Origin of the sequence: Kaistella treverensis (genome assembly GCF_900114045.1) — a bacterium.
Lineage (GTDB): Bacteria > Bacteroidota > Bacteroidia > Flavobacteriales > Weeksellaceae > Kaistella > Kaistella treverensis.
Genome location: NZ_FORQ01000001.1, coordinates 626,248 through 640,937 on the forward strand (window position 1 = coordinate 626,248; position 14,690 = coordinate 640,937).

Here is a 14,690-nt window from a genome sequence, read left to right on the forward strand (position 1 = left end):
CTAAACAAAGCAAAAAATTGTTATATTTGCAGACCTAAAAAAAGGCCTCGTGGCGCAACTGAATAGCGCACCTGATTACGGCTCAGGAGGTTACAGGTTTGAATCCTGTCGAGGTCACTAAAATCCTGCTTATCGCGGGATTTTTATTTTTCTAAAAGAAGAGAAACCCATTCTTCGCGCTGGATTTTCTTTTTCAAATTTAAGTTTTGCGCCGTGCAAACTTCCAGAATATCGTCCACATCAAAGAAACACAAACCGGAAAGCAAAAGCTGTCCGCCCGGATTCAGAACGGAAACGTAAGTCGGAATATCAGAAATCAAAATATTGCGGTTGATGTTTGCCAAAATAATGTCAAATTTCTCACTGCCGAGATTTTCCGCAGTGCCTTGTGAAATTTCAAGTTCCACATTGTTTCTTTCCGCATTTTCTTTGGAATTTTCAACCGACCATTCATCAATATCAATTGCCATGGTTTTTCCGGCGCCGCGCAGTTTTGCAAAAATTGCCAATACGGAAGTTCCGCAACCCATATCCAAAACGGTTTTGTTCTGAAAATCCATGTCGAGCATTTGCTGAATCATGAGATACGTGGTGGCGTGATGACCGGTGCCGAAAGACATTTTGGGCTGAATGATGATTTCGTGCGGCAGATTTTGGTTTTCATGAAATTCCGCGCGGATGGAAACCTGATTTTCGATATTGATGGGCGAAAAGTTTTTTTCCCATTCTTCATTCCAGTTGATATTGGGCATTTCCTGGAAAGTGTAGGAAATCTGTACTTCTGGATTTTGAAGCAGTTGGAGCTCATGCAGCGCATCTTCCTGAAATAAATCGGCTTGAATGTAGGCTAAAATTCCATCGTGTTCCTCGGTAAAACTGTCGAAACCGACTTCTATGAGTTCTGCCATGAGGATTTCGTTCCAGGGCTGAAGGGGCTGTATTTTAAAATTAAATTCCAGGTAATTCTGCATGCTTTTTCTTTTTGCAAAAGTAGGGATTTTGGGCTGATGTTGCGCCCCGGATTGAACGGCGTGTTTGAGCTCTTTTTTGGCGGCGGCTGCGCCGCCGCCAAAAAAAGCGAGTAGTGAAAGCCGGAAAAGGCGCCCAAAAAAGAATTTAGAAAAACTAAAAAAAAATGCGGTTTTAGCGGCGAATTTTGTAGCGGCGAATTTTTAAAAATGGTAAAATCAAAAAATCACCGGTTTAAACGACGAATCTTCACCAAATTAAAAATGAAAAAATACCCGCTTCAAGCGGCAAATTTTTAAAAATTGTAAAATGAAAAAATTACCGGTTTTAGCGGCAAATTTTTTGGAAATTTAATTGTGAAAATGTTCAGGAAAAGCTTCTTCCGGTTTTTGGCGGAGAATGTTGAGTAGAATCCAGGATTTTAAAAAGCCGTAACCGTAGGAAAACATTTGGATGTAGGTGGAAATTATCGCCATCGTGGCAATGCTGATATTTCTTGTAACAAACAGCGCGTGGAAAAATACCATAAACGTGTAAAGCCCGTAAAAGCCGAGGATTAAACCGTTCCGGAAGAAAAAATACTGGATGAAACCCAGAATGTAGCCAAGCAGAAAAAGTGACGGAAATGCAAACGAAATTTTCACGAAGTTCGGGTGACGCTGATTGAGGATCGGCCGCGCGCAACCAAATTGATACACCTGTTTCGAGAACTTTCCAAAGTCCACGCGGCGTTTGTGGTAAACGCCAATATCACCAAAAAACGCTGTTGTAAAGCCGCTTTCCCAAAGTTTCATTGAAAGATCGGGATCTTCGCCGATGCGCATTTCGGAAAAACCACCAACTTTTTCAAAAGCAGTTTTTCGCACGCCCATATTAAAACTTCGTGGCTGGAACTTGGTTACGGCTTTTTTGTTACCGCGGATTCCGCCCGTAGTGAAAACCGAAGTCATGGAATATGAAATGGCTTTCTGCATGAGATTAAAACCTTTGTGCGCTTTATCTGCGCCGCCAAAAGCATCGCAAGGAATTTCAGCGAGGTTTTTTTTAATGTTTTGAATGTAATCTGTCTCCACGATCACATCGGAATCCACGAAAACGAGCCAGTCATTTTTCGCCCTTTTAGCACCGAAATTTCGCGAAAGTCCGGGACCGGAATTTTCTTTGCGGAAAAATTCGATCTGCAGACTATCTTTAAACAATTCGGTTGTGTGGCGCAAATCAAGCAACGAACCGTCATCGACAATAATTACCTCGAAATCTTTATCGGTTTGATGCGACAAAGAATTCAGCAATTCGAAAAGTTCGTCTTTCCGGTTATAAATGGCGATGATGAGGGAAATGGAATTCAATCTGAGAATGTGCTAATATGGAATTATTTAATTTGAGAATTTGAAAATCTGAGCGTGTAATTTCATTTTCAAATTATTTCTAATTTTCGTCTTGTAATTTATGTATTTTCTTAGTGCCTTCGTACATTTCGTACTGCATAAAGCGGCATTCTAATTTTCCGTTGTAAAGCTTGATTTTTCGCGAAGGTCGCAATCCTACTCTTTTCAAAGAATCCAAGTCGGAGGAAATTAACCACGCCAAAGTATTTGGATAATTTTTCTTGAAAGTATCACCGATTTTGCTGTAAAATTCATCATCATTGATGACGATTCTTTCATCATACGGTGGATTGAAAACCATCATCAGCGGAAATAATTCTTTTTTGGATTCGAAGAAATCCTGGTGACGAACTTCAATTACATCTTCAAGCTCGGCAGATTCAATGTTAGTGAGCGCAGAATGCAGCATATCCGGATCGATATCGTAGCCCACGATTTTCCCGGTAAACTCTTTTACGCGGTTGATGCGCACTTCTTTAATTGTCGTAAATAATTCAGCGTCGTAATTCAGCCAATTCTGGAAACCGAATCTTTTACGGAAAATCTGTGCCGGCAAATCCAGCGCGATCATCGCGGCTTCGATCAACAAAGTTCCGGAGCCACACATTGGATCCAGAAAATTGCCTTTTCCGTCCCAGCCCGCAAGTTGCAACATTCCGGAAGCTAAGACTTCGTTTAACGGCGCTTCGCCTTGCTCTTTTCGGTAACCTCTTTTAAATAAAGGCTCGCCGGAAGAATCAAGCGAAATAGTAACCAATTCGCGGTCGATATGCAGGTGCAATTTAATGTCGGGCTGCTGTGTATCGACATTCGGTCTTTTGTTGTATTTAAATTTGAAGAAATCTACGATCGCATCTTTCATTTTTTGAGACATAAACTGCGAATGCGAAAATCTTTCCGAATAAATGGTGGTATCAATAGCGAAACTTTGGTCCACGGTCATATATTCGTCCCACGGAAAATCAAAAAGTTTGTCGTAAAAACGGTTTTCGTCCCAGGCTTTGAAAGTAAGAACCGGAACTAAAATTTTTAAAGCGGTTCGCGCCGAATAATTTATTTTGTAAAGAAAACCCAAATCGCCTTCGCAGTTTACGGCGCGGTTTTTTACCACGACATCTTTTCCACCTAGTTTTTTAATTTCTTCTGCCAAAATTTCTTCGAGTCCGAAAAATGTTTTAATCTGTATTTTTAAGTTTTCTGTATTCATAAATTTGGTTTTGCTACCCTTTCGGCTGTGTCATGATTTTGCAGCGGAATTATTTCGGCAAATTTAGTTATTTTTGCACTATGGCATGGTTTGAAACTTGGTTTGATACTCCTTATTATCACATATTATATAATGACAGAAATTACGAAGAAGCTGAAAACTTCATTAACCTATTAGTCAAAGAGTTACAATTATCGCCACCCGCGAAAATCATCGATTTAGCTTGTGGAAAAGGCCGCCATTCAATATTTTTAAATAAAATGGGCTTTGAAGTTTTGGGTGTTGATTTATCCAAACAGAGCATTTTTCATAACAAGGAATTCGAAAATCCAACTTTGAAGTTTGGTGTTCACGATATGCGAAATCCTATTATTCCGTTGGTTTCAGCTGAAAAAGTAGATGCCGTTTTCAATCTTTTTACAAGTTTTGGATATTTTGAAGATCCCGAAGACGACAAAAAAGTTTTCAGATCTATCAGCGAGTCTTTAAATGATGACGGATTTTTTGTCCTTGATTTCTTGAACGCGAAATGGGTGGAAAATACTTTGGTTCCTACAGAAAAATTTACAAAAGGCGGAATTGATTTTCACATCAAAAAGAAAATTGAAGACGAACATGTGATCAAGGATATTGTTTTCAGCCAAAACGGCAAAGAATTTCATTTTTTTGAAAAGGTGAAACTTCATACTTTGGAAAAAATAGGTGAATATGCGGCAGAATTTGGTTTTGAACGCCAGGCTGTTTTTGGTGATTATCATCTAAATGATTTTGAAGAAAATACGTCGCCGCGCTGCATCAATATTTTTAAAAAGAAAAAAGGTTTTAACCAAGATTGATGATTGTAGCTTTATTAATTTTAAGCGTTTTAGTGGGTGTTTTTCTGGGAAAATTTTTCGGAAACCGGGAAAAGTTTGCTAAAAATTTACTGATTGTCAGCGCCGGATTTTTAATAACAATCTGCCTGAACGAGGTTTTCCCGCAGGTTTATGCGCAAGAACACAGCAATATTGGTTTGTGGGTTATTGGCGGCGTTTTGCTGCAAATGCTTCTGGAAAATTTAACAAAAGGTTTTGAGCACGGACATTTCCACCATCATACCGAAGGTAAAAATATTTTGCCTCTGGCTCTGATGATCGGCATGTTTATCCACGCGTTTTTGGAAGGAATTCCCTTAGCGAATGAACGGGAAATTTTAAGTCCATATCTCACCGGAATCTTGGTTCACAACTTACCGATTTCATTTATTTTGGGCGCTTTTTTGGCAAAAAATCACAAATTTTCAGCATCGGCGCTTTTGATAATTTCGCTGTTTGCGCTGGCTTCGCCGTTAGGTTTAATTCTTGGCAGATACTTCAACCCAAACTGGGAAATTTATTTTTTGGCTGTTGTAGGCGGTATTTTTCTGCATATTTCTTCGGTGATAATTTTCGAAAGCAGCAAAAACCACAACGTCGACTGGCGAAAAATTGGTCTTGTTATGCTCGGGGTTTTGCTGGCAATGACCGGTCATCTTTTCCATCATCATTAAAAAAAAAGACCCTAAAAGGGCCTTTTTTCTTGAATTTCTATTTTGATTAAAACTTCCAACCTAAAGTTATAAAGAAATTATCTTTGGTGTTTTTTACATCAGAAACGATTGCTGCATCCGATTCTACAATATAATTATCTGAAAAATACGTATTGGCTAAAAAGGGACTTCTGTAATCTGAACTTACATTTTGGTACGCTGCATCGATATAAAACGATTTAAAATCATAACCTAAACCTGCACCGATTGTGGATCTTTTACCGACAAATAAATTATCGTAAGAAGAATTTGCAGACGTTCCACCATCATTATAAGCTAAAATACTTCTGGAATCGTAAGGGCTGGTTGCATAACCGTAACCTGCACGAAGACGTAAACCTGCGTAGCGATATTCCGCACCGGCTTTAATTTCGGAAAGATTTGCGGAATTATCGTTGATGAAACTGTTTAATTCTGTTTCGGCATCACCATAAACTTTGTATTTAGCTTTTGTCAAACCTAAGGAATAATCGACGTTTAGCGCCAAATTTTTATTCGGAACAAACGACGCACTTAAAGTTGCTTTTAATGGTGTGGTAAGATTTCTGTCTTCACCATAAGTTCCGTCGGTTGGATTTTCGTATTCGTTATAAACGCGCGCCATATTCCACCAGGTTGGTGTTTCTAAAGCGGCACCTAATCTAAACATCGGATTTATCTTCCCGATTACACCAACTGTTGCTGAAAAGCCGCTTGAAGTTTCAGAAAAGGGTGTAAACTGATTATTGTAAACTTCCGTTGTTGTAGCTTGATTTGAAGAAAAAGCCGCAGAGTCATACTGATCTAAAGTTGCGGTGTGGAAATTCACTCCGGCTCCTACATAAAATCTGTTATCATAATTTCCACCAACCGCGAAACTCATTTTTGATAAATTTCCGTAGCGGTTGTAAGCGTGACCGTTGAACGCGATATTGTCGATAAGCTGGTCGTTATTATCGTAGATATCGAAATTAATAGCAGAATTGCCCGGAGTTTCTGAATAATCTTCTAAAGATTGGTTGGAATAATTTACTCCGATGTTAATAAATTTCCATGGTGTAGCACCTTCAATTCGGAAAGCTGCGATACCGCCGATATTTCCGATGTCGGTTTTATTTATTTTGTAATCAAGGGAATTTCCACCAAAAGTGGTGTTATTTTTATTATTTTCAATTGCCAAAGTCCCGGAAAATTCACTTGCGATACTTACAGCGATACCTGCTGGGTTTGAGTTTAATACCGAAACATCACCACCCAGCGCGCCCATGGAACCTGCCATGGAATTATATTTTGCGCTACCGTTTAAAGCGGAATTGGAATAAACATCTACGGTATTTCTTAAAGTCGAAATATCCTGCGCATTCATAAAATATGCTGCAGAAATTCCGAGTACTATTAAAGATTTTTTTATCATTTTTTTCTACTTGCTAAAGTTATTATCTTCTAAATCCACCACTACGTGATGATGAACTGCTGGAAGATCTGGTGCTGGATCCGGACTCGAAACTACCGGAACGGCCAGATGATCTGTAAGAGTTGTCGTTTGAATTGTTTCGGTAAGAAGGTTCATAAGATTGTGGAACAGCTTGTCTTCGTGGTGAGCTCTGATTATCGTTTGTACGAGGCGCAGTTCTGTATCTCGGTTGCTGCGTATTTCTTTGCTGTGTGCTGTTTTGGTAGATCTGATTATTATTTCTAAAACCGTTGGTTTGGTTAGAACTTCTTCTTACTTCATTATTGCCGTCGCGGAAACTGTTCGTTGCACCACTTCTTTTGTACTCTAATCTTGGTGCGTTATAACTGTTGTAGCCGTAGCCATATCCGTATGGTGAATAATATGGGTTATAACCGCCATAATATCCGTAACCGTAAGGATTATAATAACCATAGTAAGGATTGTAGTAACCATAATAAGGGCTGTTGTATCCGTAGTAGTTGCTGAACGGACTATAACCAAATCCCCACGGGCTGTAATATCCGCCGTATCCCCAACCATATCCTAAACCAAAACCAAAACCTGGATACATTCCGTATGGATAACCCCAACTGTCATTGGAATAGTAGGTATCTGTACCGGTGAAATTACCCCAATCAGAGCCGTCGGACTCTTGCCAGCGCTGGTTTCTGTTTTCAACATTCAGATATTTGTTTTGATCGTCATTTGCCTGATAATCATAATATTCACCAATTCGGTTTCCCTCGGTGTTCATCATTCCTTCCGGCAAGGTATCTGTAGACGGGTCATAATAAACACCGTCGGTCTCCGTATAACCGCCCAAAGTGGTGGTACAGGAGACAAGAAATAAACTTCCGGCAATCGCCATTAAAGCGGTTTTAGGAAGTAAAAATCTCAAATTTTTATAGGTAATGTTTTTCATGATAATGTGAAAAAGTTTTAATTGATTTATATTTGCATTCCGCACCAAAAGTGTACCAAGTTATTGGTCACAAAAGTGCGTAAAAATACGCGTTTAAAATTAGATATAAAAAGCGCTTACAAGTTAAATTCAAAGGTAAAAATATAATGGCAAAACTTACGTCCCGAGCTGAGGACTATAGCAAATGGTATAATGAATTGGTAGTTAAAGCTGATTTGGCAGAAAATTCCGGCGTGCGCGGCTGTATGGTTATTAAACCTTACGGATACGCAATCTGGGAAAAAATGCGGGATGAAATGGACAAAAAGTTCAAAGAAACCGGACACGAAAATGCTTATTTCCCGATTTTTATACCGAAAAGTTATTTCGAAGCCGAGGAACAGAATGCAGAAGGTTTTGCTAAAGAATGTGCAGTAGTAACTCATTACCGGCTAAAAACCGATCCAGACAATCCAAAAAAACTCATCGTTGATCCTGAAGCGAAGCTTGAAGAAGAACTTATCGTGCGCCCAACTTCGGAAGCGATAATCTGGAGCACTTATAAAAACTGGATTCAGTCTTACCGTGATTTACCAATCCTGATCAACCAGTGGGCGAACGTCGTTCGTTGGGAAATGAGAACGCGTTTTTTCCTAAGAACTACGGAGTTTTTGTGGCAGGAAGGTCATACAGCGCACGCAACAAAGGATGAAGCGATTGAAGAAAGCGAAAAAATGCTTGATGTTTACGCCGATTTTTCAGAAAATTTTATGGCGATTCCGGTTATTAAAGGTCTTAAAACCGAATCCGAAAGATTCGCCGGTGCGGTAGAAACATATTGTATCGAAGCTCTAATGCAGGACGGAAAAGCTTTGCAAGCGGGAACTTCGCATTTTTTGGGCCAGAACTTTGCCAAAGCTTTTGATGTAAAATTCACCAATAAAGAAGGTAAAATTGAATATGCCTGGGCGACTTCCTGGGGAACTTCTACGCGCTTGATGGGCGCTTTGATTATGACACATTCCGATGATTTAGGTTTGGTGCTTCCACCATCACTTGCACCAATTCAGGTGGTAATCGTGCCGATTTTCAAAGGTGAAGAACAGCTGGAACAAATTAACAAAGTTGCTTTTGAAGTTCAGGCAAAATTGAAAGCTAAAGGCATTTCGGTAAAATATGATAACAGAACCGAATATAAACCGGGCTGGAAATTTGCTGAATATGAGCTGAAAGGTGTGCCGGTTCGAATCGCGATGGGTGCCAGAGATCTGGAAAATAAAACAGTTGAAATTGCGCGACGCGATAATTTAACCAAAGAAACGCAGCCGATCGAAAATATAGAAAACTATATTGAAGAGTTGCTTGCAACCATGCAGAAAGATATTTATCAAAAAGCTTTAGACTTCCGTAATTCTCATATAACAGAAGTTAACAGCTACGATGAATTTAAAAAAGTATTGGCTGAAAAAGGTGGCTTTATTTCCGCGCACTGGGATGGTACAGCTGAAGAAGAAGAGCAAATTAAAAATGAAACCAAAGCTACGATTCGCTGTATTCCTTTAGATAACAAACTTGAAGAAGGCGTTTCGCTAATTTCTAAAAAAACCTCAAAACAGCGGGTTATTTTTGCCAAAGCATACTAAACTTTACGAGAATTCCATAATAGATGTTAATTTTTGTATAAATCGCAATTCAAATACGGGATTGGATTAAGATTTGTATGCAAAATGCCATTAACATTTAAAATAAACTATTATGGCACTCAACATTATTGATCTTATTAAAGGACAACTTGGCCCGTCGCTAATTTCGCAGGCTTCCACGCAGTATGGTGAAAGCGAATCAGGAATTTCAAAAGCAATAAGTGCTTTACTTCCGGCAGTTGTTGGCGGTATGGCAAATAACGCAAACCGACCTGAAGTGATTGACGGAATCCGAGGTGCATCGTCCAACGATTTGCTCGGAAATCTTCTAGGAAGCACAACAGGAAATTCTACCATCACCAATATTTTGTCCTCTATTTTTGGCGATAAAATTACAGGTGTGGTAAATTCCGTTTCAACCTATTCCGGTGTTAACAACACCACTTCGAGCTCGCTTTTAAATATGGTTGTAGCCGCAGCAGTTGGGACAATCAGCAAGTACGCGGCAGACAATAATTTGGGTGAAAATGGTATTACCAACTTGCTTGAGGATCAAAAAGGAATTGTTTCTTCGCTTCTTCCCGCAGGTTTATCTTTAGCTTCGTTGGGAATTGGAGACGCTTATAATCCGACAGGTGCGGAGAAAGTTACCACCACAACTTACGACGAACCAAAAGTTGAGGTAAACAGAGCTGGCGAAACCCACGTCACCACTGAACCGACCAGAACCGACGATGGCGGCTCCATCTGGAAATGGTTACTGCCACTTTTATTGTTGCTTCTCGCGGGTTGGTTCCTTTGGAAACAATGCGATAAACCAACTGATGAAACCATGACCACCACCACAGATTCAACCTACGTTGATAGCGACACCGCGATGACAAATACCACAATGACTGATTCGTCAATGGTTGGAACCACCGGAACAATGTCCGATATCGATCTTAATGGTAAAAAGTTAAGAGGTTATGAAAACGGTATGGAAGCTTCAATGATCACTTTCCTGAAATCAGACAGCTATGAGAATGCTGCAGACGATGCCGCTTTAAAAGATAAATGGTATAGCTTCGATAATGTAAACTTCAAAATGGGTTCCGCAACTGAACTGGAACCAGGTTCGGAAGGTCAGATTCAAAACTTAGCAGAAATTTTAAAAGCTTATCCGGACGCAAAAATTAAAATTGGCGGCTATACCGACAATACCGGCGATGCTGCAGCAAATAAAAAATTATCTCAACAACGTGCAGATTTCATTAAATCTGAATTAACCAGATTGGGCGTTGCAGCACAAATTACCGGTGCAGAAGGTTACGGTAGTGAGTTTGCAACTGTTGCGGCGGACGCTTCTGATGCTGAAAGAGCTGTTGACAGAAAAATGGCCGTTCGTTTTACCAAATAATTTTTAACGGTTATATTTAAAAAATCTCGATTTAATCGGGATTTTTTTGTGCTCTAAACCAAAATTTTATTTACATTTGTTAGACTAATCTAACATTTGTGACATCTATTAAAAAAGCTTGGCGACAGGATAAACATTCCAATTCTTTACCGGAAGTTTTCTCGTCTGTAAAAATTCCAAAAAATGCCGGTTTTTGGCGGAAATTTTTTGCTTTTGCCGGTCCCGGCTTAATGATCGCCGTAGGTTATATGGATCCCGGAAACTGGGCAACAGACATCGCTGGGGGCGCGCAGTTCGGTTATAGTCTTTTATCGGTGGTGTTGATTTCGAATTTATTTGCAATGGTTCTGCAGCATTTATCTTTAAAACTTGGAATTGTTGCCGAGCGCGATTTAGCACAAGCTTGTAGGGATCATTTTAACCCGACCACGAACTTTATTTTATGGATTTTCTGTGAAATCGCGATTGCTGCGTGCGATTTAGCAGAAGTTATAGGTTCCGCGATAGCACTGAATTTGCTTTTCGGAATTCCGTTAACGTGGGGCGTTGTCATCACCATTGTTGATGTTTTTATTATTCTTTTTCTTCAGGCCAAAGGTTTCCGGATTTTAGAGAGCATCGTGGCGGGTTTAACCATTGTAATTTTAGGCGCTTTTGCGTACGAAATTATTTTAAGCAAACCCGATGTCTTCCCGATTTTGCACGGTTTGATTCCGCAAAAAGAAGTGGTCACCAATCCGTCGATGCTGTATTTAGCCATTGGTATTTTAGGCGCAACTGTTATGCCACATAATCTTTACCTTCACAGCAGCATCGTCCAGACACGGGATTATACGCGCGACAGCGCCGGAAAAAAAGAAGCCATAAAATTTGCGACTTTAGACAGCACTATTTCGCTTTTTTTGGCCTTTTTCATCAATGCAGCGATTTTGATTGTTGCAGCGGCAACTTTTCATACCACCGGAAACCAAGATATTGCCGATATTCACGACGCGCACGAAATGTTAGCGCCGATTTTAGGTACGACTTTAGCCAGTATCTTTTTCGCCGTCGCACTTTTAGCTTCGGGCCAAAATTCAACTTTAACCGGAACTTTAGCGGGTCAGATTGTCATGGAAGGTTTTCTGAATATCAGATTAAAACCATGGCTTCGTCGATTAATTACACGGTTAATCGCTGTAGTACCGGCTCTAATTGTAACCATCTTATATGGTGAAAAAGGAACGATGGACTTGCTGGTTTTGAGTCAGGTAATTCTTTCAATGCAGCTGAGTTTTGCCGTAATTCCGCTTGTAATGTTCACCAATTCAAAACTGAAAATGGGCGAATTTGTAAACAAACCGTGGCTGCAAATTTTGGTTTGGATAATTTCCGGCATTATTGTAATTCTCAATATTTATTTGCTGATTCAGACATTTTTTGAAAAATAAGACTTTATTTTAACAAATTTCTGCCGAATTGTCCTAATGTTGTATTTGGCTAAATCTTTGCGAAGCGTACGATATTAAAATTAATATTATGTCAGAAAATAAAGATATGCAGGACGAAAATTTAGATATAAATGAAAATCTAAATGAAAAAAATCAGGCTGAAAAGCCGGAAAATTCTGAAATTATGCCTTCTAATGAAGACCTTTTGGCGCAGGAAAAAGACCGCTATATCCGACTTTTTGCTGAATTCGAAAATTATAAGAAAAGAACGTCCAAAGAAAAAATGGACTTCTTTCAGTACGCAAATCAGGATTTAATGGTTTCCATGCTTGATGTTCTTGACGACTTCGAAAGAGCCATGAAGGAAATCCAGAAAAATGGCAATGAAGCTGATTTGAAAGGCGTTGAGCTTATCTACAACAAACTGAAAAATAAATTGGAAGACAAAGGTTTAAAAACCATTTCAGTTCAGCCTGGTGATGATTTTAATGTGGATATTCACGAAGCAATCACACAAATTCCCGCGCCATCAGAAGAGTTGAAAGGTAAAGTGGTAGATGTTATTGAAACAGGTTATCAGCTTGCCGACCGCGTCATCAGATTTGCAAAAGTAGTAACAGGAAACTAAAAACTTTGGTGGAAAACTTCACCCAATTATTCCTTAAAATTAAAATCGGTTCGTAATTGACCGGAAGAAATTCACCTCATACAATTATGTCAAAAAGAGACTATTACGAAGTTTTAGAAATTACTAAAAGCGCTTCGGCAGATGAAATAAAAAAGGCTTATAGAAAAATGGCTATTAAATATCACCCGGATAAAAATCCTGGTGACAAAACTGCTGAAGAAAAATTTAAAGAAGCGGCCGAAGCCTACGAAGTCCTGAGTGACGGTAACAAAAAAGCGCGCTACGATCAATACGGTCATGCCGGACTTGGTGGAAACGGCGGCTTTGGCGGCGGTTTCGGCGGCGGCGGAATGAATATGGACGATATTTTCTCGCAATTCGGGGATATTTTTGGTGGGCATTTCGGCGGTGGCGGCGGTCAGCAAAGACAACAGTCGCGCGGCAGTAATTTGCGCGTTCGCATCAAGCTGAATCTGGAAGAAATGGTGAATGGCACCCAGAAAACCATTAAAGTAAAAAAAATGAAGTTGGCCGCTGGCGCAACTTCCAAAACCTGCCCAACCTGTGGTGGATCCGGTGTTCAGGTAAAAGTGATGAACACGATGTTCGGACAAATGCAGACGCAAACTCACTGTTTGACCTGCCAGGGAATTGGGAAAGTTGCCGATAAAATTCCGGCGGGTGCCAATGCGCAAGGTTTAATTAAAGAAGACGAAGAAGTAACTATTAATATTCCGGCGGGTGCGCGTGAAGGCATTCAGCTGAACGTTCGCGGAAAAGGAAACGACGCACCATTTGGTGGAACTCCCGGCGATTTGCTGGTTGTTGTGGAAGAAGAAGTAGATGCTTCAATCAAGCGCGAAGGCGACAATCTTCATCAGGAACTGTACGTTTCTTTTGCGGAAGCAGCTTTGGGTACGCATAAAGAAATTCCGACCGTGGGCGGAAAAGTAAAAATTAAAGTGGATGCGGGAACGCAATCCGGTAAAATCCTGAGATTATCCGGCAAAGGTTTACCAAGTATTGACAGTTATGGTAAAGGCGATATGTTTGTACATATCAACGTTTGGACGCCACAAAATCTTTCCAAAGAGCAGCGTGAGTTTTTCGAAAAGCAGCTGGCAAACGGTGAAATGCTGGCGGAACCGTCCGGCAAGGAAAAAACATTTTTCGATAAAGTAAGAGACTTATTCGATTAAAAAATAAAAAAGAGGTTTCAATTGAAATCTCTTTTTTTTGCCTTTTTAGCGGCTAATTTTTTAACGATATAAACTGAGCTCTAAAAAATTATTAGTTTTCTTTAAAGCTTCTTTAGCACGCTGTTCGCGCGAGCGTATTATTTCGCTATTAGAAAGTTCTTTGCCGTTCTGGTCGGTAACTTTGATCTGCATTTCACTATCGGCAAGCATTTGCCGAATTTTTTTTGCCGGATCTTTTAGATATTCTCTCCAAAGTTGCTTAAATTTTTCTTTCGTAATAAGAAGTTCATCTTCTTTCGTTTCCGGAAAAATTACCGCCTTCTGAGGCATTTTTTTGCTTCCTGCAAATCTGAAAATATGATCACCTTTTTCATCTTCAAGATTTAAAATAAGACCTGGCAAACCGTGAAATTTGTACGGTCCGTCCTGAAACTGAATTTCATTCGTAAACCACGCAATCCATTTTCTACCACCAAAATCTGTTGTTGCTTTTTGCGCTTTCATTCCACCAATCTCGGAGGTTTCCGGTGAAATCTTCCAATTTTGCTTTTCGGTTTCTTTAATCACGAAATTATCACCATTAATGCTGGTATGAAAATCTGCTTCAAAAGCAGGATATTTTTTTGTAACCGTGTGCGAAACTTTCGCTTTGCGTGGGATTTTCGATAAATTGATATTGCTCGACTGCGTCGCTCTTGCACGCGAAAACTGTTCGTTCACTAGTGAATCATAAACAAATTTTTCCTGGCTGTAATAGTTTGAACCATTTTTGGTAATATCTAAAACCATTAATTCTTTCACGACATTTTCCCGGTGTAAAGAATCCATTTTGAAGGAATATTCGTAGAAAATTCTGTGGTTTTGCGCATTCAGTAAAAATGAAAAGCTTAGAAATAAAAAAGACAAAGCGTATTTAACCATATT

At 39.7% G+C, this 14,690-nt stretch carries 13 protein-coding genes and 1 tRNA gene; 8 read left to right on the top strand and 6 right to left on the bottom strand.

Annotated features, from left to right (window positions below):
• Nucleotides 1-43: 43 nt before the first annotated feature.
• Nucleotides 44-117, top strand: a tRNA-Arg gene (locus BMZ55_RS03000).
• Between the two features lie 26 nt (nucleotides 118-143).
• On the opposite strand, the gene prmA is transcribed toward BMZ55_RS03000, so the two are convergent.
• The 3 genes from prmA to BMZ55_RS03015 form a co-directional block, all read right to left on the bottom strand.
• Entirely contained in the window at nucleotides 144-971 is an 828-nt protein-coding gene (gene prmA, locus BMZ55_RS03005) for a 50S ribosomal protein L11 methyltransferase (RefSeq protein ID WP_089818522.1), read from the bottom strand.
• Between the two features lie 348 nt (nucleotides 972-1,319).
• Entirely contained in the window at nucleotides 1,320-2,318 is a 999-nt protein-coding gene (locus tag BMZ55_RS03010; protein WP_089818524.1) for a glycosyltransferase family 2 protein, read from the bottom strand.
• Between the two features lie 79 nt (nucleotides 2,319-2,397).
• Nucleotides 2,398-3,564 (bottom strand): THUMP domain-containing class I SAM-dependent RNA methyltransferase, encoded by a 1,167-nt coding sequence (locus tag BMZ55_RS03015; RefSeq protein WP_089818526.1) that lies wholly within the window; start codon nucleotides 3,562-3,564, stop codon nucleotides 2,398-2,400.
• 80 nt (nucleotides 3,565-3,644) lie between these two features.
• Between BMZ55_RS03015 and BMZ55_RS03020 the strand changes: the two genes are divergently transcribed.
• Nucleotides 3,645-4,400, top strand: a complete 756-nt coding sequence (locus BMZ55_RS03020; RefSeq protein WP_089819399.1) for a class I SAM-dependent DNA methyltransferase — start codon at nucleotides 3,645-3,647, stop codon at nucleotides 4,398-4,400.
• On the top strand, nucleotides 4,400-5,092 hold the full coding sequence (locus BMZ55_RS03025; RefSeq protein WP_089818528.1) for a ZIP family metal transporter: 693 nt from the start codon (nucleotides 4,400-4,402) through the stop codon (nucleotides 5,090-5,092). Before BMZ55_RS03020 ends, BMZ55_RS03025 begins: the two co-directional genes overlap by 1 nt.
• Nucleotides 5,093-5,138: 46 nt before the next feature.
• On the opposite strand, the gene BMZ55_RS03030 is transcribed toward BMZ55_RS03025, so the two are convergent.
• Both BMZ55_RS03030 and BMZ55_RS03035 read right to left on the bottom strand, forming a co-directional pair.
• Nucleotides 5,139-6,524, bottom strand: coding sequence for an OmpP1/FadL family transporter (locus BMZ55_RS03030; protein ID WP_089818530.1), 1,386 nt, complete (start codon nucleotides 6,522-6,524; stop codon nucleotides 5,139-5,141).
• A 22-nt stretch (nucleotides 6,525-6,546) separates the two neighbouring features.
• Nucleotides 6,547-7,488 carry a prolyl-tRNA synthetase gene (locus BMZ55_RS03035; protein ID WP_143068738.1) on the bottom strand — a complete coding sequence of 314 codons (942 nt, stop codon included), beginning with the start codon at nucleotides 7,486-7,488 and terminating at the stop codon, nucleotides 6,547-6,549.
• Between the two features lie 146 nt (nucleotides 7,489-7,634).
• Between BMZ55_RS03035 and proS the strand changes: the two genes are divergently transcribed.
• From proS to dnaJ, 5 genes are all read left to right on the top strand, one after another.
• A complete protein-coding gene (gene proS / locus BMZ55_RS03040; protein WP_089818534.1) occupies nucleotides 7,635-9,110 on the top strand; it encodes a proline--tRNA ligase in 1,476 nt (491 codons plus the stop codon).
• 112 nt (nucleotides 9,111-9,222) lie between these two features.
• Nucleotides 9,223-10,509, top strand: a complete 1,287-nt coding sequence (locus BMZ55_RS03045; RefSeq protein ID WP_089818536.1) for an OmpA family protein — start codon at nucleotides 9,223-9,225, stop codon at nucleotides 10,507-10,509.
• 98 nt (nucleotides 10,510-10,607) lie between these two features.
• Nucleotides 10,608-11,939: an Nramp family divalent metal transporter gene (locus BMZ55_RS03050; protein WP_089818538.1), complete on the top strand. Its 1,332-nt coding sequence runs from the start codon at nucleotides 10,608-10,610 to the stop codon at nucleotides 11,937-11,939.
• Nucleotides 11,940-12,027: 88 nt separating this feature from the next.
• Nucleotides 12,028-12,567 carry a nucleotide exchange factor GrpE gene (locus tag BMZ55_RS03055; protein ID WP_089818540.1) on the top strand — a complete coding sequence of 180 codons (540 nt, stop codon included), beginning with the start codon at nucleotides 12,028-12,030 and terminating at the stop codon, nucleotides 12,565-12,567.
• A gap of 86 nt (nucleotides 12,568-12,653) precedes the next feature.
• On the top strand, nucleotides 12,654-13,766 hold the full coding sequence (dnaJ, locus tag BMZ55_RS03060) for a molecular chaperone DnaJ (protein WP_089818542.1): 1,113 nt from the start codon (nucleotides 12,654-12,656) through the stop codon (nucleotides 13,764-13,766).
• A 60-nt stretch (nucleotides 13,767-13,826) separates the two neighbouring features.
• On the opposite strand, the gene BMZ55_RS03065 is transcribed toward dnaJ, so the two are convergent.
• Nucleotides 13,827-14,687, bottom strand: coding sequence for a GLPGLI family protein (locus tag BMZ55_RS03065; protein WP_089818544.1), 861 nt, complete (start codon nucleotides 14,685-14,687; stop codon nucleotides 13,827-13,829).
• Nucleotides 14,688-14,690: the final 3 nt, after the last annotated feature.